Source organism: Streptomyces sp. NPDC053431, from assembly GCF_044544925.1.
Classification (GTDB): Bacteria; Actinomycetota; Actinomycetes; order Streptomycetales; family Streptomycetaceae; genus Streptomyces.
Map to the genome: position 1 here is coordinate 876,619 of NZ_JBITXX010000001.1, position 18,615 is coordinate 895,233.

Consider the following 18,615-nt stretch of genomic DNA (forward strand, 5'->3'; position numbering starts at 1 on the left):
GGTCAGGACGCGAAGGACGCGTGATCACCTGACCGGCGGAGGGATCAGCCCCGGACCCCGCACAGGTGCAGCAGTCCCGCGATCCGCCGGTACGGATCCGTCCGGCCCGCGCGGTCCTCCGCGGCCAGCAGGCGGTCCAGCTCGTCCGCGGCCGGCAGGCCCACGTCGCCCGGGATGCCGTCGGTGAAGACCCGCACCCCGTACCAGGCGTGCAGCGGCGCCGCGATCCCCGCGAGGGTGGTGGTCAGGGCGTCGAGCCGGTCGGCCCGCACCTTGGTGCCATTCCGGTCGGTGTACACGTCCGAGTCGAAGCCCGCGAGCGCGCCGGCCCAGTCCCCGGCGAGGCCCGGTCGCATCGCGAGGGCCTCCGCGTTCCGTACCACCAGGGACAGCAGGCCGCCGGGGGCCAGCATCCGGGCCAGGCCGGCGAGCAGCGCGTCGGGCTCGTCGGCGTACATGAGCACGCCGTGGCAGAGGACGACGTCGAAGCTGCCCGGCAGGAAGTGCACACCGGTCTCGCGTCCGTCGCCCTGGAGAAGCCGGACCCGCTCCCGGATGCCGGCCGGTTCGGTCGCCAGCGACTCGCGGGCGGCCTTCAGGAGCTCGGGGTCGGCCTCCAGGCCGGTCACGGTGTGGCCCGCCCGGGCGAGGCGCAGGGCCTGGGTGCCCTGCCCCATCCCCGCGTCGAGGATCCGCAGCCGCTGCCCCACGGGGTAGCGGCCGGCTATCTGCTCGTCGAGCTGGCGGGCGATCAGCTCCTGGCGGACGGTGTCACGCAGTCCGCCGGGCACGGCCGGCCAGTGGCCGACGACCGGAAGTCCGCCCGTACCCGACAGCACCCCGTCCACACCCGGAAGGTCCGCGCTCAGGGTCGCTCTCCGCGCTTGACCTGCGGCTTCGGCAGCCGCAGCCGGCGCATCTGGAGCGTGCGCATCAGGCCGTACGCGACCGCGCCGCGCTTGGACTCGTTCGGGAAGCGCTGGTTCAGCTGCTTGCGCAGGCGGATCGTGATGCCGATCGAGTCGATCACGATCATCACGATGACACCGGCCCACAGCAGCAGCGAGATGTTCTGCAGACTGCGGTTGGTGTTGCCGAACAGCGACAGCACGAGGATCACCACGGCCATCGGCAGGAAGAACTCGGCGACCGCGAAGCGCGAGTCGACGAAGTCGCGGACGAAGCGCCGGACCGGGCCCTTGTCGCGGGCCGGCAGGTAGCGCTCGTCACCGCTCGCCAGCGCCTCACGCTGACGGGCGAGGTCCGTGCGGCGCGCCTCGCGCTGGCGCTTCATCGCCTCCTTGCGGTCCAGCGGCGCGGTCTGCGCGCGGCGACGCTGGGACTGCGCGTCGCTCCGCTTGGGGGTCGGTCGGCCCTTGGGGGCCTCGGGGTCGCGGGGCTGCTTGGAGAGGTCCGCCGTCACCTTCTCGGTGGGGGCCTTCTCATCCTTCGAACGGCTACGGAACACAAGGCCAAGGGTACGTGGTGCCAGGCATGGACCCCAGCGTCGGCGGGAACGATCCGCTAACGGCCTGCGTCTCCGCCGGTAGGACCTGGGGGGGTTCCCTACTCCTCGGGCCGGAGGGGCCGTGATCTCCGCTCGTCCTTGGGGAGGAGCACATCGGGCCCCGAACAGTGCGGTAATGGAGTCAGGAACCGTACTGTGGTTCATGTTGGGTGCTGGAGCCGAGTCCGTCAGAAGGGGGCGCGCGAAGCCCATGAGCGGTGTGATGAAGCGTATGGGGATGATCTTCCGCGCGAAGGCAAACAAGGCCCTGGACCGGGCCGAGGATCCGCGCGAGACCCTCGATTACTCCTACCAGAAGCAGCTGGAGCTGCTGCAGAAGGTGCGCCGGGGCGTCGCCGACGTGGCGACCTCGCGCAAGCGCCTCGAACTGCAGCTGAACCAGCTCCAGGGCCAGTCCGCGAAGCTGGAGGACCAGGGCCGCAAGGCGCTGGCGCTCGGCCGCGAGGATCTGGCGCGCGAGGCGCTGTCCCGCAGGGCCGCGCTGCAGCAGCAGGTCAGCGACCTGGAGGTGCAGCACCAGACCCTGCAGGGCGAGGAGGAGAAGCTCACCCTCGCGGCGCAGCGGCTGCAGGCCAAGGTCGACGCCTTCCGTACCAAGAAGGAGACGATCAAGGCCACGTACACGGCGGCCCAGGCGCAGACCCGGATCGCCGAGTCCTTCTCCGGCATCTCGGAGGAGATGAGCGACGTCGGCCTGGCGATCCAGCGGGCCGAGGACAAGACCGCCCAGCTCCAGGCGCGGGCCGGCGCGATCGACGAGCTGCTCGCCTCGGGCGCGCTCGACGACCAGTCGGGCCTCGCCAAGGACGACATCCAGGCCGAGCTGGACCGGCTGTCCGGCGGTACGGACGTGGAGCTGGAGCTCCAGCGGATGAAGGCGGAGCTGGCCGGCGGCCTGTCGGCGCAGCAGCAGGCGATCGAGGGCGGCAACGGCAGCGCCCAGAACCAGAACCAGCAGCAGTCCCAGCCCCGCTTCGACAAGCAGTAGGCGACCGGAAGAGGACGCGTCATGATCGTACGGATCATGGGGGAGGGCCAGCTGACGCTGGCCGACAGCCACTTCGCCGAGCTGAACAAGCTCGACGACGAGCTGCTCGCGGAGATGGAGTCGGGGGACGAGGCCGGTTTCCGGCGCACGCTGGGCGCGCTGCTGGACGCCGTACGGCGGCTCGGTGAGCCGCTCCCCGACGACGCCCTCGAACCTTCCGAACTGATCCTTCCGGCTCCTGACGCGACCCTCGACGAGGTCCGCGAGATGCTGTCCGACGGCGGTCTGATCCCGGGCTGAGCCCCCGGCCGACGGGCTCGTCCCCCTCCGTCGCGGGCAGTCGTCCCTTCCCGGGTGAGATCCGGGGGAGGAACGACTGCCCACGACGGAGGCGGGCCGGCCGGCCCCCGCACCCCGTACCGTTCTCCGCGTGACGACCGACGGCACCCTTCTCTCCCGGAGCCGGGACCGGCTGCGGGACCATCCCCTCGCCTTCGACACGGGGCTCGCCTTCCTCGTGCTGGTGGCGATGGTCATCGCGTCCTTCACCGACCCGCACGGGAGCCCCGACGGGCCGACCTTCGGTGACCGCTCGCCCAGCGGCACCGCCGTGGTGGTGATGCTGGTCGGCGCCGTCGCCCTGGTGTTCCGGCGGCGGCAGCCGATTCCGGTGCTCGTGTTCACCGCGATCGTGTCCCTGCTCGCGCTGATCGGCGCCGAGCGGCCCGCCCCCGTGGCCATGAGCGCCGTCGTGGCGCTGTACACCGTCGCCTCCCGTACCGACCGGCCCACCACCTGGCGGCTCGGGCTCGCCACCATGGCCGTGCTGACCTGCGCCGCCATGCTGTTCGGCCCCACCCCCTGGTACGCGCAGGAGAACCTCGGCGTCTTCGCCTGGACCGGGATGGCCGCGGCCGCCGGGGACGCGGTGCGCAGCCGCCGGGCCTTCGTGGACGCCATACGGGAGCGGGCCGAGCGCGCCGAGCGGACCCGCGAGGAGGAGGCCCGGCGGCGGGTGGCGGAGGAGCGGCTGCGGATCGCCCGCGACCTGCACGACGTCGTCGCCCACCACATCGCCCTGGTCAACGTGCAGGCCGGGGTCGCCGCCCATGTCATGGACAAGCGGCCCGACCAGGCCAAGGAGGCCCTCGCGCACGTCCGTACCGCCTCCCGTTCGGCGCTGGACGAGCTGCGCGCCACGGTCGGGCTGCTGCGCCAGTCGGGCGATCCCGAGGCGCCGACCGAGCCGGTGTCCGGCCTCGCCGTCCTGGACGACCTGCTGGGCACGTTCCGCAACGCCGGACTCCCGGTCCAGCTGGCCCGCACCGACGGCGGCGCCCCGCTGCCCGCGGCCGTCGACCTCGCCGCGTACCGGATCATCCAGGAGGCGCTCACCAACGTGCGCAAGCACGCGGGCCCGGACGCCCGGGCCGAGGTGAGCGTCCTGCGGGTGGGCCGCACCGTCGAGATCACGGTCCTCGACGACGGGCCGCCCCAGCCGGCGCAGGGGAAGGCCGACAGCGGCGGCCACGGCCTGATCGGGATGCGCGAGCGGGTGACGGCGCTCGGCGGCACGCTCACCGCCGCCCCCCGCTACGGGGGCGGCTTCCGCGTGCAGGCGATACTGCCGGTGACCGGCTGCACGGGGGAGGACGAGAGATGACGCGGACCGACGGCGCACCGGGGGAGCGGCGGCCCATCCGGGTGCTGCTCGCCGACGACCAGGCCCTGCTGCGCAGCGCCTTCAAGGTGCTGGTGGACTCCGAGCCCGACATGGAGGTCGTCGCCGAGGCCGCCGACGGCGCCGAGGCGGTGGCACAGGCCCGCGCCACCCAGGCCGACGTGGTCCTGATGGACATCCGCATGCCGGGCACGGACGGGCTCGCCGCGACCCGCATGATCACGGCGGACCCGGAGCTGTCCGACGTGCGGATCGTGATGCTGACGACCTTCGAGGTCGACGAGTACGTGGTGCAGTCGCTGCGCGCGGGGGCCTCCGGCTTCCTCGGCAAGGGCGCGGAGCCGGAGGAGCTGCTCGGCGCCATCCGGGTCGCCCACGCGGGCGAGGCCCTGCTCTCCCCGGCCGCGACCAAGGGCCTGATCGCCAGCTTCCTCGCCCAGGGCGGCGGCACCGGTCCGGAGGACGGGACGGGACCGGCGTACTCGGAGCGGCTCGCGGCGCTGACCGCCCGCGAGCGCGAGGTCCTGGTCCTCGTGGCCGGGGGCCACTCCAACGACGGCATCGCCGAGCGGCTCGACGTCAGCCCGCTCACGGTGAAGACCCATGTGAACCGGACGATGGCCAAGCTGGGCGCCCGGGACCGGGCCCAACTGGTGGTGACGGCCTACGAGTCGGGGCTGGTACGTCCAAGGGTGGAGTGACCCGGGGGTCCGGCGTACTCCAGACGCGGTATGCGCGGCATAAGGATTTGGACCCGGGGGCCGAGGATCGGGCCCTTCGCGTGGCTGATCGTATAAGCGGACACCCCTGGGGGCCCCTGAGGGTGTCCGGCCGCCGAGTACGCCACAGAAGAGAGTCCCCATGTCCTGGCTGTCCAGATTCAGCCTCGCGCAACGGGCCCTGATCGGGCTGATGTCCCTCGTCGCGCTCCTCTTCGGAGCGATCGCGATCCCTCAGTTGAAGCAGCAGCTGTTCCCCTCGATCGAGCTCCCGATGGTCTCGATCCTCGCCCCGTACCAGGGCGCCTCGCCCGACGTGGTCGAGAAGCAGGTCGTGCAGCCGCTGGAGAACAACCTCAAGGCCGTCGACGGCATCAAGGGCATCACGTCCACCGCCTCCGAGGGCAGCGCCGTCATCATGGCCAGCTTCGACTACGGGGACGAGGGGACCAAGCAGCTCGTCGCCGACGTCCAGCAGGCCGTCAACCGGGCCCGGGCCTCGCTGCCCGACTCGGTCGACCCGCAGGTGGTGGCCGGCTCGACCGACGACATCCCGACCGTCGTCCTCGCCGTCACCTCGGACAAGGACCAGCAGGCCCTCGCCGACCAGCTGGAGCGCACCGTCGTCCCGGTCCTGGAGGACATCGACGGCGTCGCCCAGGTCACCGTCGACGGCGTGCAGGACCTCCAGGTCTCCGTCACCCCGGACGACCGCAAGCTCGCGGCGGCCGGCCTGACCCCGGCGAAGCTCGCCGAGGCGCTCAAGAACGGCGGCGGCACCATGCCCGCCGGCGCCTTCTCCGAGGCCGGCAAGAGCCGTACCGTCCAGGTCGGCGGCGGCTACACCTCGCTGCGGCAGATCCAGGACCTGCGGATCAAGCCCGAGCGGGGCAGGGCGGTCCGCCTCGGCGACGTCGCCACCGTGCGGCAGGAGGAGTCGCGGCGCGTCGCCATCACCCGCACCGACGGCCGGCCGAGCCTCGCCGTCATGGCCACCATGGACAAGGACGGCAGCGCCGTCGCCATCTCCGACGCGGTCAAGGACAAGCTGCCCCGGCTGCGCGAGGACCTCGGCGCGGGCGCCCGGCTGACCGTGGTCTCCGACCAGGGCCCGGCCGTGGCCAAGTCGATCTCCGGTCTCACCACGGAGGGCGCGCTCGGTCTCGTCATGGCCGTCCTCGTCATCCTGGTCTTCCTCGCGTCGCTGCGCTCCACGCTGGTCACCGCTGTCTCCATCCCGCTCTCGGTCGTCCTCGCCCTGATCGTGCTGTGGACCCGTGACCTGTCGCTGAACGTGCTGACCCTCGGCGCGCTCACCATCGCCATCGGCCGGGTCGTCGACGACTCGATCGTGGTCCTGGAGAACATCAAGCGGCACCTCGGCTACGGCGAGGAGCGCGAGACCGCGATCGTCACGGCGGTGAAGGAGGTCGCCGGCGCGGTCACCTCCTCGACCCTCACGACCGTGGCCGTCTTCCTGCCGATCGGCCTGGTCGGCGGCATGATCGGCGAGCTGTTCGGCTCCTTCAGCCTGACCGTCACGGCGGCGCTGCTCGCCTCCCTGCTGGTCTCGCTGACGGTCGTCCCGGTCCTCTCGTACTGGTTCCTGCGCGCCCCCAAGGGCACCTCGCAGGACCCGGAGGAGGCCCGCAGGCTGGCCGAGGAGAAGGAGAACCGCAGCCGGCTGCAGCGCGCGTACGTGCCGGTGCTGCGCTTCGCGACCCGGCGGCGCCTCACCAGCCTGGCCATCGCCCTCGTGGTCCTGGTCGTCACCTTCGGCATGGCCCCGCTGCTGAAGACCAACTTCTTCGACCAGGGCGAGCAGCAGGTCCTGACGGTCAAGCAGAAGCTGGCGCCCGGCACCAGCCTCGCCGCCTCGGACGAGGCCGCGAAGAAGGTCGAGAAGGTCCTCGCCGGCACCAAGGGCGTCAAGGACTACCAGGTCACCGTCGGCTCGTCCGGCTTCATGGCGGCCTTCGGCGGCGGCACCGGCTCGAACCAGGCCTCCTTCCAGGTGACCCTGGAGGACTCCGCCTCGTACGAGGAGACCCGCGACGCGATCGACGCGGCGCTGGGCAGGCTCGACGGCATCGGCGACACCACCATCGCGGCCGGTGACGGCTTCGGCAACCAGGACCTGAGCGTGGTCGTCAAGGCCGGCGACCCGGCGGTCCTGAAGAAGGCCTCGGAGCAGGTCAGGAGCGCGGTGGCGGAGCTGAAGAACGTCACCGACGTGCAGAGCGACCTGTCGCAGTCGGTGCCCCGGATCTCGGTGAAGGCCAACGCGAAGGCCGCCGACGCGGGCTTCGACGACGCCACCCTCGGTCTGATCGTCTCCCAGGCGGTACGCGGCATCCCGGCCGCCAAGGCGACCCTCGACGACACCGAGCGGGACGTCCTGATCACCTCGGCCAAGCCGGCCACCACCCTGGCCGAGCTGAAGGCGCTGCCGATCGGCCCGGTCACGCTGGGCGACATCGCGGCCGTCGAGCTGGTGCCCGGCCCGGTCTCCATGACCCGGATCGACGGCGCCCGCGCGGCGACGATCACGGCCAAGCCGACCACCGACAACACCGGCGAGGTCAGCGCCGCGCTCCAGACCAAGCTCAACGGCCTCGACCTCCCGGAGGGCGCCACCGCCACCGTGGGCGGCGTCTCCGAGGACCAGGCCGAGGCGGCGAGCAGCATGGCCCTGGCGATGCTCGCGGCCGTGGCGATCGTCTTCATGCTCCTGGTCGCTACCTTCCGGTCGCTGGTCCAGCCGCTGATCCTGCTGGTCTCCATCCCGTTCGCGGCGACCGGCGCGATCGGCCTGCTGGTCGCGACGGGCACCGCGATGGGCGTCCCGGCGATGATCGGCATGCTGATGCTGATCGGCATCGTGGTCACCAACGCGATCGTCCTGATCGACCTGATCAACCAGTACCGGGCCCAGGGCCTGGGCGTGGTCGAAGCGGTGATCGAGGGCGGCCGGCACCGGCTGCGGCCGATCCTCATGACCGCCCTGGCGACGATCTTCGCGCTGCTCCCGATGGCGCTCGGCGTCACCGGCGAGGGCGGCTTCATCGCCAAGCCGCTGGCCGTGGTGGTGATCGGCGGTCTGATCACCTCGACACTGCTGACCCTCCTGCTCGTCCCGACGCTCTACGCGATGGTGGAGCTCCGCAAGGAGCGCCGCGCGAAGAAGAAGGCGGCGAGGAAGAAGGGGAAGAAGGGCGACGGGACGATCAACCCGGAGCAGCCGGACGTCACCCCGGCGGACGCGACGCTGCTGGACGTCCTGGACCTCTGACCCCCAGGGCATGACGAAAGGGGCGCCCCGCGCGTGCGGGGCGCCCCTTTCGTGCGTCCGTACCGAGGAATCGTTACGGCAGAGCCAGCATCCGCTCCAGGGCGAGCTTGGCGAAGGACTCGGTCTCCTTGTCGACCTGGATCTGGTTCACCAGGTTGCCCTCCGCCAGGGACTCCAGGGTCCACACCAGGTGCGGCAGGTCGATCCGGTTCATGGTCGAGCAGAAGCAGACCGTCTTGTCGAGGAAGACGATCTCCTTGCCCTCGTCGGCGAACCGGTTCGCCAGGCGGCGGACCAGGTTCAGCTCGGTGCCGATCGCCCACTTCGAGCCGGCCGGGGCCGCCTCCAGGGTCTTGATGATGTACTCCGTGGAGCCCACGTAGTCGGCCGCGGCCACGACCTCGTGCTTGCACTCGGGGTGGACCAGCACGTTCACGCCCGGGATGCGCTCGCGCACGTCGTTGACCGAGTCCAGGCTGAAGCGCCCGTGCACCGAGCAGTGGCCCCGCCACAGGATCATCTTCGCGCCGCGCAGCTCCTCGGCGGTCAGACCGCCGTTCGGCTTGTGCGGGTTGTAGACCACGCAGTCGTCCAGGGACATGCCCATGTCGCGGACGGCGGTGTTGCGGCCCAGGTGCTGGTCCGGCAGGAAGAGCACCTTCTCGCCCTGCTCGAAGGCCCAGTCCAGGGCCTTCTTCGCGTTCGACGAGGTGCAGATGGTGCCGCCGTGCTTGCCGGTGAAGGCCTTGATGTCGGCGGAGGAGTTCATGTACGAGACGGGCACGACCTGCTCGGCGATGCCGGCCTCGGTCAGCACCTCCCAGCACTCCGCGACCTGCTCGGCGGTGGCCATGTCGGCCATCGAGCAGCCGGCGGCGAGGTCGGGCAGGACCACCTTCTGGTCGTCGGTGGTCAGGATGTCCGCCGACTCGGCCATGAAGTGCACACCGCAGAAGACGATGTACTCGGCCTCCGGCTTGGCGGCGGCGTCGCGGGCGAGCTTGAAGGAGTCACCGGTGACGTCGGCGAACTGGATGACCTCGTCACGCTGGTAGTGGTGCCCGAGGACGAAGACCTTGTCCCCGAGCTTCTCCTTGGCGGCGCGGGCGCGCTCCACCAGGTCGGGGTCGGAGGGCGACGGGAGGTCGCCGGGGCACTCCACGCCGCGCTCGCTCTTGGGGTCGGCCTCCCGGCCGAGCAGGAGAAGGGCGAGCGGCGTCGGCTGGACGTCCAGGGGCTGGGCGGTGGTCACGTCACGCACCCTTTCTACGGTGAGCTCGACAAGCCTTTTCGTCTAAATGACGCTATCTATCATAACCGGTTCACGTCACTTTGACGATGTCCATAGTGTCGATGTGACGAATTCGCCTTCCGCGTCTCTGGACACGGTGTGCGAGCATGAAAGGGAGAAGACACGCCTCGGCCCGGAATGAATCCGCGGCCCCGCCGGTTGCAACCGTCGGCAAGCAGTCTCCGTACCAACCCGGGAGAGAAGCAGATGTCCGTATCGGACGAGAAGACCACTGTCAGCGACGGCATCCTCCTGTCCGACGCCGCCGCGGCCAAGGTCAAGGCCCTGCTCGACCAGGAGGGCCGTGACGACCTGGCGCTGCGCGTCGCCGTTCAGCCCGGTGGCTGCTCCGGCCTGCGTTACCAGCTGTTCTTCGACGAGCGCTCGCTCGACGGCGACGTCGTGAAGGACTTCGGCGGCGTGAAGGTCGTCACCGACCGCATGAGCGCTCCGTACCTCGGCGGCGCCTCGATCGACTTCGTCGACACCATCGAGAAGCAGGGCTTCACCATCGACAACCCGAACGCCACCGGCTCCTGCGCCTGCGGCGACAGCTTCAGCTAAGCCTGAGGCCCTCAGAGCCTGACGCACGCGCGTGAGGGCGGCACCCGGACTTCCGGGTGCCGCCCTCACGCGCTTCTCACCGCGTCTCATGCGGCGACGGACTCACGGCCGGGGCACGGGCTGTCCGCTCGCCCCGTCCACGACCGGCCGGTCGCCCAGCGGCGCCCGCAGCGTCACCGTCCGGGTGAACTCCGCTGCCATCGCGATGCACGCCCGGTCCGGGTCGATCGCCTTCTCGCTGATCCGCACCACGACCTTCTGCGGGGTCTCCTCGGCCGTCGCCGTGTAGGTGCTGCACACCCCGCCCCAGAAGGTCACCGACAGCTTCCGGCCGTCCGGGGCCGTCGTGAACGAGGAGATCTGCCGCTCGGGCGCGGTCCCCTCCGTCGGCGTCGGCGTGGGGGAGGTCCCGGCCGGCGGCGCCAGATAGCGGGCGTCCACCGCCGTCCGCACCACCGTGTACGGCGCGCTGCCGGGCACGTCGTCCCGCGCCGCGAACAGCCAGGCCGGTACGAGCGCCTGCTCACCGTCCACGTACTGCGCGGCCAGACCGAAGACCGCTCCGGTGACCGCCACCTCGTGCGGCGGCCCGGCGTCCTCGGCGACCCGACACGGGACCCGCGGCTTCGCCTCCGGCTTTCCACCGGACTGGTCGGTGCCCGCCGGCGGATCCGTGGCGCAGCCGCCGATCCCGATCGGACCGGTCCCCTTCGCGTCCTCGTTCAGCTCGGCCAGTGCCTTCTTCGCGCTGATCACCGGATACGTGTCGCCCTTCGCGGGCTCCTTCAGCCGACCGCTGCCGGCCACCAGGGAGCCGTCGGGGCCCACGTGGATCCCGGTGGACCAGCCGTACGTGGGCAGGCCGCCCACCACCGGATCGGCGTTGACCACCCGCTCCGAACCGTTCATGACCTGGTGCGCGTCCAGCTTCGCGTCGTCCTGGCCGATCGCCTTGAGGACCGGTGCGACCGCCGCCTTCGCCGCGGCCTCGCTCACCGGGGAGCCGCCGCGCGAGGGCTTCGCCTCGCCGGGCGGCGGACAGGCCTTGCCCTTCAGGCAGGTGTCGCCCACCGGCCCGCCCTCGTACCGGCTGAAGGTCCAGCTGCCCGGAGCCTTCGCCGAGACGTCCAGCCGCAGCCCCGAGCCGTCCTTCTCCGGCGTCAGCTGCCACACCTCGCCCACCAGCCGCGGGGTGCCCGCGAGGCCGAGCGCCGCCGCCAGCCGGGTCACCTCCGCCGAGGTGACCCGGCCCTCGGGCCGGTGGACCGCGGCCGAGGAGGGCCCAGGGGGGAGGGGGCCCTTGGCCTTGTAGACGGTCCCGGCGGGATCGCCGCCCGGGTCGGGCTCGCCCGGTGCGATCCCGGCACCGCCACTCCGCTCGCCCAGGCGCAGCGGCGGGGGAGCGGCGGGCGCGTCCTTCGCCGCGCTCTCGCCGCCACCGCCGTCACCCGAGGCCGTGGCGGCGTAGTAGACGCCCCCACCGCCCACGAGAAGCACTCCCGCCGCCACCGAGGCGACCAGGAGCGGACCACGCTTCCTGGGCCGGTTCTCCGTACTGCTGCTCACCGCGCGCTCCTCCAGACCGTGGCATCCCTTGCGGAAGACACCTCTGGGACGGGAACGACGCCCGAGCGGTTCCGGTTGTCCTCAGATCCCGTACTCGGAGGTGGCCGCGATCAGCCGGGCCGAATCGGCCGGCACGTCCACTCCGTGGATCAGGGCGGGGGAGACGGGGGCGGCCGCGGGCTCGGACGGGATCACCCAGTGCGGGGCCATCCGCGCGCTGTCCCCGCACAGCTCGGCGAGGCTGAACTCGGACTCCTGGGGCTCACGAGGAGCGGTGTGCTGGGTCATGGGCGCACCGTACGCACGCTCCACCTTCGGGCAAAAGCCCTACTCTGGGGTAGTTTCCCCTGTTCGGATTCCGGGCCCGCAGCCGGTAGCGTGAACTGTCATTACCGTCCTCTCCGCAGGAGCGTCCAGCCGTGCGAATCGCAGTCACCGGCTCCATCGCCACCGACCACCTCATGACCTTCCCGGGCCGGTTCGCCGACCAGCTCGTGGCGGACCAGCTCCACACGGTCTCGCTGTCGTTCCTGGTCGACAACCTCGACGTCCGCCGGGGCGGCGTCGCGGCGAACATCTCCTTCGGCATGGGACAGCTTGGCGGCAGGCCGATCCTGGTGGGCGCGGCCGGCTTCGACTTCGACGAGTACCGCGCCTGGCTCGACCGGCACGGCGTGGACACCGGCTCCGTCCGCATCTCCGAGGTCCTGCACACCGCCCGCTTCGTGTGCACCACCGACAAGGACCACAACCAGATCGGCTCCTTCTACACCGGCGCCATGAGCGAGGCCCGGCAGATCGAGCTGAAGGCCGTCGCGGACCGCGTGGGCGGGCTCGACCTGGTCCTCATCGGCGCCGACGACCCGGAGGCCATGCTGCGCCACACCGAGGAGTGCCGGACCCGCGAGATCCCCTTCGCGGCCGACTTCTCGCAGCAGATCGCGCGGATGGGCGGCGAGGAGATCCGCACGCTGCTCGACGGTGCGACCTACCTCTTCTCGAACGAGTACGAGAAGGGCCTGATCGAGTCCAAGACCGGCTGGACCGACGAGGAGATCCTGGGCCGCGTCGGCCACCGGGTCACCACCCTCGGCTCGCGCGGCGTGCGCATCGAGCGGGTCGGCGAGGACCCGATCGAGGTCGGCTGCCCGGAGGAGGAGGCCAAGGTGGACCCGACCGGTGTCGGCGACGCCTTCCGGGCCGGCTTCCTGACCGGTCTGTCCTGGGGCGTCGGCCACGAGCGTGCCGCCCAGGTCGGCTGCATGCTCGCCACGCTGGTGATCGAGACGCTGGGCACCCAGGAGTACACCCTGCGCCGCGCGAACTTCATGGAGCGCTTCACCAAGGCGTACGGCGACGAGGCCGCCACCGAAGTCCAGTCCCACCTCTCCTGACCCCCCGCGCAGCCGCCCCCACGAGCGGCTGCGCCCCCTCACCCCCCACGACCGGTCCCGCCGCGGGGCCACACCACCGTCTGCGCCCGCCCCACTGGGGCTGCGCCGCCGGCTGTGGCCGCCCCGCTGGGGGCTGCGCCGCCGGCTGCGCTCGCCCCTCGGGCTGCGCCGCCGGTCCACCCGCCGCCGCGGGGCTGCGCCGCCGGCTGCGCTCGCCCCGCTCGGGCTGCGCCCAGCCGTTGCGGGGCTGCGCCCGGCCGTCCCCGTTGTGGGCAGTCGTTCCGCTGGGGCGGAACGGGTGGGCACAACGGAACATCGCGCCTTGCCGCGCCTAGGCTTCCGCGCCTTGACGCCCGCTTGGAGGGCGCGGCGTCGTGAGGGGTGGGCGTAGGTACAGGGAGCGGGGCGCGCCGCCAGGCGCGGTCCCGTGTGCCCACCCGTCCCGCCCCGGCGGGACGATTGCCCACACGGAGGGCGGCGAGGCGGGCGCCCCACGCGACGGTGGGGCGGGCGCGCCGCCCGGCGCGGTCCCGTGTGCCCACCCCTCCCGCCGCAGCGGGACGGCGCGCGCCGGCGTTGCGCGGGCCGGGCCGGCGGGGCGAGCGCGCCGCATGGGCGCGTTCGGGGTCAGGTGCGGCGGCGCCGGGCGTTGCGCGGGCAGGCCGGCGGGGCGAGCGCGCCGTACGGGCGTGGGCCGGGCCGGCGGGCGCGCGCCGTACGGGCGCGGGCCCGGCGGGGTCAGGTGCGGCGGCGGACCTCGTAGGCCGTGCCGCCGGACGGCGACGGATGCTCACCCATGTATTCCTGGCCCCGCATCTCGCACCACGCCGGAATGTCCAACCGAGCCGCCTCGTCGTCCGACAGCACCGTCACCAGTCCCCCCACCGGCACCTCGCCGATCACCTTGGCGAGCTCGATCACCGGGATCGGGCAGCGCTTCCCGAGGGCGTCGACCACGAGCGTGTCGGACGCGCCGCCGGTCACGGCGGCCGGGCGCGGGGCGCCGAGCCGGTCGCGCACGGCGCCGACGACATCCGGCAGCAGAGCGAGGAAGCCGTCCACGTCCTCCTCCGAGGTCCCCGCCGGGAGCGACACGCGGACATTGCCCTCGCTCAGCACCCCCATCGCGCGCAGCACATGGCTGGGCGTCAGCGTCGAACTCGTACAGGACGAACCGGATGAAACGGAGAAACCCCTCCGGTCCAGCTCGGCGAGCAGCGTCTCCCCGTCGACGTACAGACAGGAGAAGGTGACGAGGTGGGGGAGCCGGCGCACCGGATCGCCCACCACCTCCACGTCCGGCACCAGCTCCGGCACCCGCGCCCGGATCCGGTCCACCAGCCCCCGCAGCCGCGCCGCCTCCGCCGCCGCCTCCGCCCGCACCGCCCGCAGCGAGGCCGCCGCCGCCACGATCGCCGGCAGGTTCTCGAAGCCGGGCGCCCGCCCCGACTCCCGCTCGTCCGAGGGACCTTGCGGGGCGAACCGGACACCCTTGCGCACCGCGAGCAGCCCCACCCCCGCCGGGCCGCCCCACTTGTGCGCGCTCGCCGCGAGCAGCGACCAGCCCTCCGGCACCGGCCCCCAGCCCAGCGACTGCGCCGCGTCCACCAGGAGCGGCACCCCGGCCGCCCGGCAGGCCGCCGCGACCTCGGCCACCGGCTGCTCGGTGCCCACCTCGTGGTTGGCCGACTGCAGACAGGCGAGCGCGGTACGGGAGTCGAGGGCGGCCGCGAAGACCGCCGGGTCCACCGCCCCGGTCCGCCCCACCGGCACCTCGGTCACCGTCCCGCCCGCCGCCGCGAACGCCTCGCCGGCGTGCAGCACGGAGGAGTGTTCGACCGCCGACACCACGAGCCGGTCCCCGGCCCGCCGGCGCCCCGCGAGCGCCCCGGCGATGCCGGCGTGAACCGCGCGCGTCCCCGAAGGGGTGAAGACGAGCTCGTCCGGGCGACACCCCACCGCCTCCGCCGCGGCCTCCCGCGCCGCGTCCAGCAGCATCCGGGCCCGCCGCCCCTCCCGGTAGAGCCGGGCGGGATCGGCCCAGCCCTCGTCCAGGGAGGCGAGCAGCGCCTGGCGGGCGACGGGGTGCAGCGGAGCCGCGCTGGCGGCGTCGAAGTACGGCATCCGACCACCGTAGAGCCTGCCTGGTAAGGGGCCGTCAGAAGCCCCGTCCGCGCCGCCGATCGGGCCCCTGGAACCCGCCCGCGGAAGGAAGGAGTCCACCCCTTCGGGGGCCCGGACGGCGCGTTGGGCACCCTCCCCGCGCGACCCCAAATAGCGTCCAGTAGGGTTTGGTCCGCATAAACATCCAAACCCCTGCCCGCGGCCGGGGCGGCGACCGACCAGCGAGACGGACGGCCGTGGCCGACCAACGCGGGCCGAGACTCTCGGGAAGGCGCTACGTGAGTCCCAACGGCTCCGACCGCTCGTCGCGGCGCCCGATGCGGCGGAAGCTGCCGCAGGTGCTGACTGCGGGCCTGATCCTGGCGACAGCCACTGGCTGCTCGTACAACTGGGAAGACTTCCCCCGCCTTGGCATGCCCACCCCGGTGACGGAGGAGGCTCCGCGGATCCTCTCCCTCTGGCAGGGCTCGTGGGCGGCTGCGCTCGCCACCGGCGTCCTGGTGTGGGGCCTGATCCTGTGGGCCACCATCTTCCACCGGCGCAGCCGCACCAAGGTCGAGGTACCTCCGCAGACCCGTTACAACATGCCCATCGAGGCGCTGTACACGGTCACCCCGCTCATCATCGTCTCGGTGCTCTTCTACTTCACCGCGCGAGACGAGTCGAAGCTCCTCGAGCTCACCCCGAAGCCGGCGCACACGGTCAACGTGGTCGGCTACCAGTGGAGCTGGGGCTTCAACTACATCGAGAACGTGCCCGGTGTCCCCGGCGACGCCAAGAAGGCTCCGAACCTCGCGACGCTTCCGGACCGGTACAAGGACGCGCTGCCGGACAACGCCGGCGGCGTCTACGACTACGGCATCCCGGGCACCCGGAACCCGCAGAACGGCGACCCGGGCCCGACCCTGTGGCTGCCCAAGGGCGAGAAGGTCCGGTTCATCCTGACCTCCCGTGACGTCATCCACTCCTTCTGGGTGGTCCCCTTCCTCATGAAGCAGGACGTCATCCCGGGTCACCCGAACGCCTTCGAGGTCACCCCGACCCGTGAGGGCACGTTCCGCGGCAAGTGCGCCGAGCTCTGCGGCGTCGACCACTCCCGGATGCTCTTCAACGTCAAGGTGGTCTCCCCGGAGCGCTACCAGCAGCACCTGAAGGAGCTGGCGGAGAAGGGGCAGACCGGCTACATCCCGTCGGGCATTGCGCAGACGGACCCGGCCAGGAACGCGGAGAAGAAGCAACTGTGAGCATCCTCAACGAACCCCACGGGGCGGCCGCGGCTGAGGACTCGTACGAGAACGAGCTCCCGGTACGCCGCAAGCAGCCCGGCAACGTCGTGGTGAAGTGGCTGACGACCACCGACCACAAGACCATCGGCACGATGTACCTGGTCACGTCGTTCGCCTTCTTCTGCATCGGCGGCCTGATGGCGCTCTTCATGCGCGCCGAGCTGGCCCGTCCGGGTACGCAGATCATGTCGAACGAGCAGTTCAACCAGGCGTTCACGATGCACGGCACGATCATGCTGCTGATGTTCGCGACGCCGCTGTTCGCCGGTTTCGCGAACTGGATCATGCCGCTGCAGATCGGCGCGCCCGACGTGGCGTTCCCGCGGCTGAACATGTTCGCCTACTGGCTGTACCTCTTCGGCTCGATCATCGCCGTGGCCGGCTTCCTCACCCCGCAGGGTGCGGCCGACTTCGGCTGGTTCGCCTACTCCCCGCTGTCGGACGCGGTCCGCTCGCCGGGTGTCGGCGCCGACATGTGGATCATGGGTCTGGCCTTCTCCGGCTTCGGCACGATCCTCGGTTCGGTCAACTTCATCACCACGATCATCTGCATGCGCGCTCCGGGCATGACGATGTTCCGCATGCCGATCTTCACCTGGAACGTGCTGCTGACCGGTGTCCTGGTCCTGCTCGCCTTCCCGGTCCTGGCGGCCGCGCTGTTCGCCCTGGAGGCGGACCGCAAGTTCGGTGCCCACGTCTTCGACGCGGCCAACGGCGGACCACTGCTGTGGCAGCACCTCTTCTGGTTCTTCGGACACCCAGAGGTGTACATCATCGCGCTGCCGTTCTTCGGCATCATCTCCGAGGTCATCCCGGTCTTCAGCCGTAAGCCGATGTTCGGCTACATCGGTCTGGTGGCCGCGACCATCGCGATCGCCGGTCTGTCCGTGACCGTGTGGGCGCACCACATGTACGTCACCGGTGGCGTGCTGCTCCCGTTCTTCTCCTTCATGACGTTCCTCATCGCCGTACCGACCGGCGTGAAGTTCTTCAACTGGATCGGAACGATGTGGAAGGGCTCGTTGTCCTTCGAGACCCCGATGCTCTGGGCCGTCGGCTTCCTGATCACCTTCACCTTCGGTGGTCTGACCGGCGTCATCCTGGCCTCGCCCCCGATGGACTTCCACATCTCCGACTCGTACTTCGTGGTGGCGCACTTCCACTACGTCGTCTTCGGAACCGTGGTCTTCGCGATGTTCTCCGGCTTCCACTTCTGGTGGCCGAAGTTCACCGGCAAGATGCTCGACGAGCGCCTCGGCAAGATCACCTTCTGGACGCTGTTCGTGGGCTTCCACGGCACGTTCCTGGTGCAGCACTGGCTGGGTGCCGAGGGCATGCCGCGTCGTTACGCGGACTACCTCGACGCCGACGGCTTCACCACGCTGAACACGATCTCGACGATCTCGTCGTTCCTGCTCGGCATGTCGATCCTGCCGTTCCTCTACAACGTCTGGAAGACCGCCAAGTACGGCAAGAAGATCGAGGTCGACGACCCGTGGGGCTACGGCCGTTCGCTCGAGTGGGCGACGTCCTGCCCGCCGCCGCGGCACAACTTCCTCACCCTGCCGCGGATCCGTTCCGAATCCCCGGCGTTCGACCTGCACCACCCCGAGATCGCGGCTCTCGACCAGCTCGAGAACAAGCCTCACGAGGTGGCGGCCCTCACCGGCGGCAAGGAGACCGGCAAGTGAAGATCCAGGGCAAGATGTTCATCTGGCTGAGCGTCTTCGTCCTCGCCATGGCGGTCGTCTATGGCGTGTGGTCGAAGGAGCCGGTCGGTACGACGGCGCTGTTCCTGGCGTTCGGCCTGTGCATCATGATCGGCTACTACCTGGCCTTCACGGCCAAGCGGGTCGACGCGATGGCGCAGGACGACAAGGAGGCCGACGTCGCGGACGAGGCCGGCGAGGTGGGCTTCTTCGCCCCCCACAGCTGGCAGCCGCTCTCGCTGGCCGTCGGCGGTGCGCTCGCCTTCCTCGCCATCGCGATGGGCTGGTGGATCCTGTACTTCTCGGCCCCGCTGATCCTGGTCGGCATCTTCGGCTGGGTGTTCGAGTTCTACCGCGGTGAGAACCAGAACCAGTAGCAGTACCCGGTAACACCCCCGAGGGGCCCGGTCACTTCGACTCGAAGCGACCGGGCCCCTCGTTTGCACGCACTCGGCGCGCCGGGCGTGAGGAAA

At 71.3% G+C, this 18,615-nt stretch carries 16 protein-coding genes; 10 read left to right on the forward strand and 6 right to left on the reverse strand.

What is annotated here, in order from left to right; translation table 11 throughout:
• Positions 1-44: 44 nt before the first annotated feature.
• The gene (locus ACIGXE_RS03860) at positions 45-779 is read right to left on the reverse strand and encodes a class I SAM-dependent methyltransferase (RefSeq protein WP_399743741.1); all 735 of its coding nucleotides are present in this window, start codon (positions 777-779) and stop codon (positions 45-47) included.
• Positions 780-865: 86 nt separating this feature from the next.
• Entirely contained in the window at positions 866-1,468 is a 603-nt protein-coding gene (locus ACIGXE_RS03865; protein ID WP_399742535.1) for a DUF3043 domain-containing protein, read from the reverse strand.
• 250 nt (positions 1,469-1,718) lie between these two features.
• Here ACIGXE_RS03865 and ACIGXE_RS03870 point away from each other — a divergent pair, with 250 nt between their 5' ends.
• From ACIGXE_RS03870 to ACIGXE_RS03890, 5 genes are all read left to right on the forward strand, one after another.
• On the forward strand, positions 1,719-2,516 hold the full coding sequence (locus ACIGXE_RS03870; RefSeq protein WP_399742538.1) for a PspA/IM30 family protein: 798 nt from the start codon (positions 1,719-1,721) through the stop codon (positions 2,514-2,516).
• A 21-nt stretch (positions 2,517-2,537) separates the two neighbouring features.
• The gene (locus ACIGXE_RS03875) at positions 2,538-2,816 is read left to right on the forward strand and encodes a hypothetical protein (RefSeq protein WP_399742542.1); all 279 of its coding nucleotides are present in this window, start codon (positions 2,538-2,540) and stop codon (positions 2,814-2,816) included.
• Between the two features lie 130 nt (positions 2,817-2,946).
• Entirely contained in the window at positions 2,947-4,179 is a 1,233-nt protein-coding gene (locus ACIGXE_RS03880) for a sensor histidine kinase (protein ID WP_399742544.1), read from the forward strand.
• Entirely contained in the window at positions 4,176-4,898 is a 723-nt protein-coding gene (locus ACIGXE_RS03885; protein WP_399742547.1) for a response regulator, read from the forward strand. Before ACIGXE_RS03880 ends, ACIGXE_RS03885 begins: the two co-directional genes overlap by 4 nt.
• A gap of 160 nt (positions 4,899-5,058) precedes the next feature.
• Positions 5,059-8,208: an efflux RND transporter permease subunit gene (locus ACIGXE_RS03890; RefSeq protein ID WP_399742550.1), complete on the forward strand. Its 3,150-nt coding sequence runs from the start codon at positions 5,059-5,061 to the stop codon at positions 8,206-8,208.
• 73 nt (positions 8,209-8,281) lie between these two features.
• Here ACIGXE_RS03890 and nadA read toward each other — a convergent pair whose 3' ends face one another.
• Positions 8,282-9,469: a quinolinate synthase NadA gene (gene nadA, locus ACIGXE_RS03895; RefSeq protein WP_399742552.1), complete on the reverse strand. Its 1,188-nt coding sequence runs from the start codon at positions 9,467-9,469 to the stop codon at positions 8,282-8,284.
• A gap of 237 nt (positions 9,470-9,706) precedes the next feature.
• Between nadA and ACIGXE_RS03900 the strand changes: the two genes are divergently transcribed.
• Entirely contained in the window at positions 9,707-10,063 is a 357-nt protein-coding gene (locus ACIGXE_RS03900; RefSeq protein WP_019885637.1) for an iron-sulfur cluster assembly accessory protein, read from the forward strand.
• Between the two features lie 102 nt (positions 10,064-10,165).
• Here ACIGXE_RS03900 and ACIGXE_RS03905 read toward each other — a convergent pair whose 3' ends face one another.
• Positions 10,166-11,629 carry a hypothetical protein gene (locus tag ACIGXE_RS03905; RefSeq protein WP_399742555.1) on the reverse strand — a complete coding sequence of 488 codons (1,464 nt, stop codon included), beginning with the start codon at positions 11,627-11,629 and terminating at the stop codon, positions 10,166-10,168.
• A gap of 81 nt (positions 11,630-11,710) precedes the next feature.
• Entirely contained in the window at positions 11,711-11,917 is a 207-nt protein-coding gene (locus ACIGXE_RS03910; protein WP_399742558.1) for a hypothetical protein, read from the reverse strand.
• Between the two features lie 131 nt (positions 11,918-12,048).
• On the opposite strand from ACIGXE_RS03910, the gene ACIGXE_RS03915 reads away from it, so the two are divergent.
• A complete protein-coding gene (locus ACIGXE_RS03915; protein WP_399742561.1) occupies positions 12,049-13,023 on the forward strand; it encodes a carbohydrate kinase family protein in 975 nt (324 codons plus the stop codon).
• Positions 13,024-13,761: 738 nt separating this feature from the next.
• Here ACIGXE_RS03915 and ACIGXE_RS03920 read toward each other — a convergent pair.
• The gene (locus ACIGXE_RS03920; protein WP_399742564.1) at positions 13,762-15,147 is read right to left on the reverse strand and encodes a cysteine desulfurase/sulfurtransferase TusA family protein; all 1,386 of its coding nucleotides are present in this window, start codon (positions 15,145-15,147) and stop codon (positions 13,762-13,764) included.
• A gap of 278 nt (positions 15,148-15,425) precedes the next feature.
• Between ACIGXE_RS03920 and coxB the strand changes: the two genes are divergently transcribed.
• From coxB to ACIGXE_RS03935, 3 genes are read left to right on the forward strand one after another with little or no spacing between them, the layout of a single operon-like run.
• Positions 15,426-16,391 carry a cytochrome c oxidase subunit II gene (gene coxB, locus ACIGXE_RS03925; protein ID WP_399742567.1) on the forward strand — a complete coding sequence of 322 codons (966 nt, stop codon included), beginning with the start codon at positions 15,426-15,428 and terminating at the stop codon, positions 16,389-16,391.
• Positions 16,388-18,124, forward strand: coding sequence for a cytochrome c oxidase subunit I (ctaD, locus tag ACIGXE_RS03930; protein WP_399742570.1), 1,737 nt, complete (start codon positions 16,388-16,390; stop codon positions 18,122-18,124). The genes coxB and ctaD overlap by 4 nt, the downstream gene beginning before the upstream one ends.
• Positions 18,121-18,519 carry a cytochrome c oxidase subunit 4 gene (locus tag ACIGXE_RS03935; RefSeq protein ID WP_399742573.1) on the forward strand — a complete coding sequence of 133 codons (399 nt, stop codon included), beginning with the start codon at positions 18,121-18,123 and terminating at the stop codon, positions 18,517-18,519. The genes ctaD and ACIGXE_RS03935 overlap by 4 nt, the downstream gene beginning before the upstream one ends.
• Positions 18,520-18,615 lie beyond the last annotated feature (96 nt).

Excerpts from the sequence above, each read along its gene's own strand:
- ACIGXE_RS03910 (WP_399742558.1), bottom strand. The coding sequence starts at position 11,917 with ATGACCCAGCACACCGCTCCTCGTGAGCCCCAGGAGTCCGAGTTCAGC.
- ACIGXE_RS03875 (WP_399742542.1), top strand. The coding sequence starts at position 2,538 with ATGATCGTACGGATCATGGGGGAGGGCCAGCTGACGCTGGCCGACAGC.
- ACIGXE_RS03885 (WP_399742547.1), top strand. The coding sequence starts at position 4,176 with ATGACGCGGACCGACGGCGCACCGGGGGAGCGGCGGCCCATCCGGGTG.
- ACIGXE_RS03920 (WP_399742564.1), bottom strand. The coding sequence starts at position 15,147 with ATGCCGTACTTCGACGCCGCCAGCGCGGCTCCGCTGCACCCCGTCGCC.
- ACIGXE_RS03870 (WP_399742538.1), top strand. The coding sequence starts at position 1,719 with ATGAGCGGTGTGATGAAGCGTATGGGGATGATCTTCCGCGCGAAGGCA.
- ACIGXE_RS03900 (WP_019885637.1), top strand. The coding sequence starts at position 9,707 with ATGTCCGTATCGGACGAGAAGACCACTGTCAGCGACGGCATCCTCCTG.
- ACIGXE_RS03890 (WP_399742550.1), top strand. The coding sequence starts at position 5,059 with ATGTCCTGGCTGTCCAGATTCAGCCTCGCGCAACGGGCCCTGATCGGG.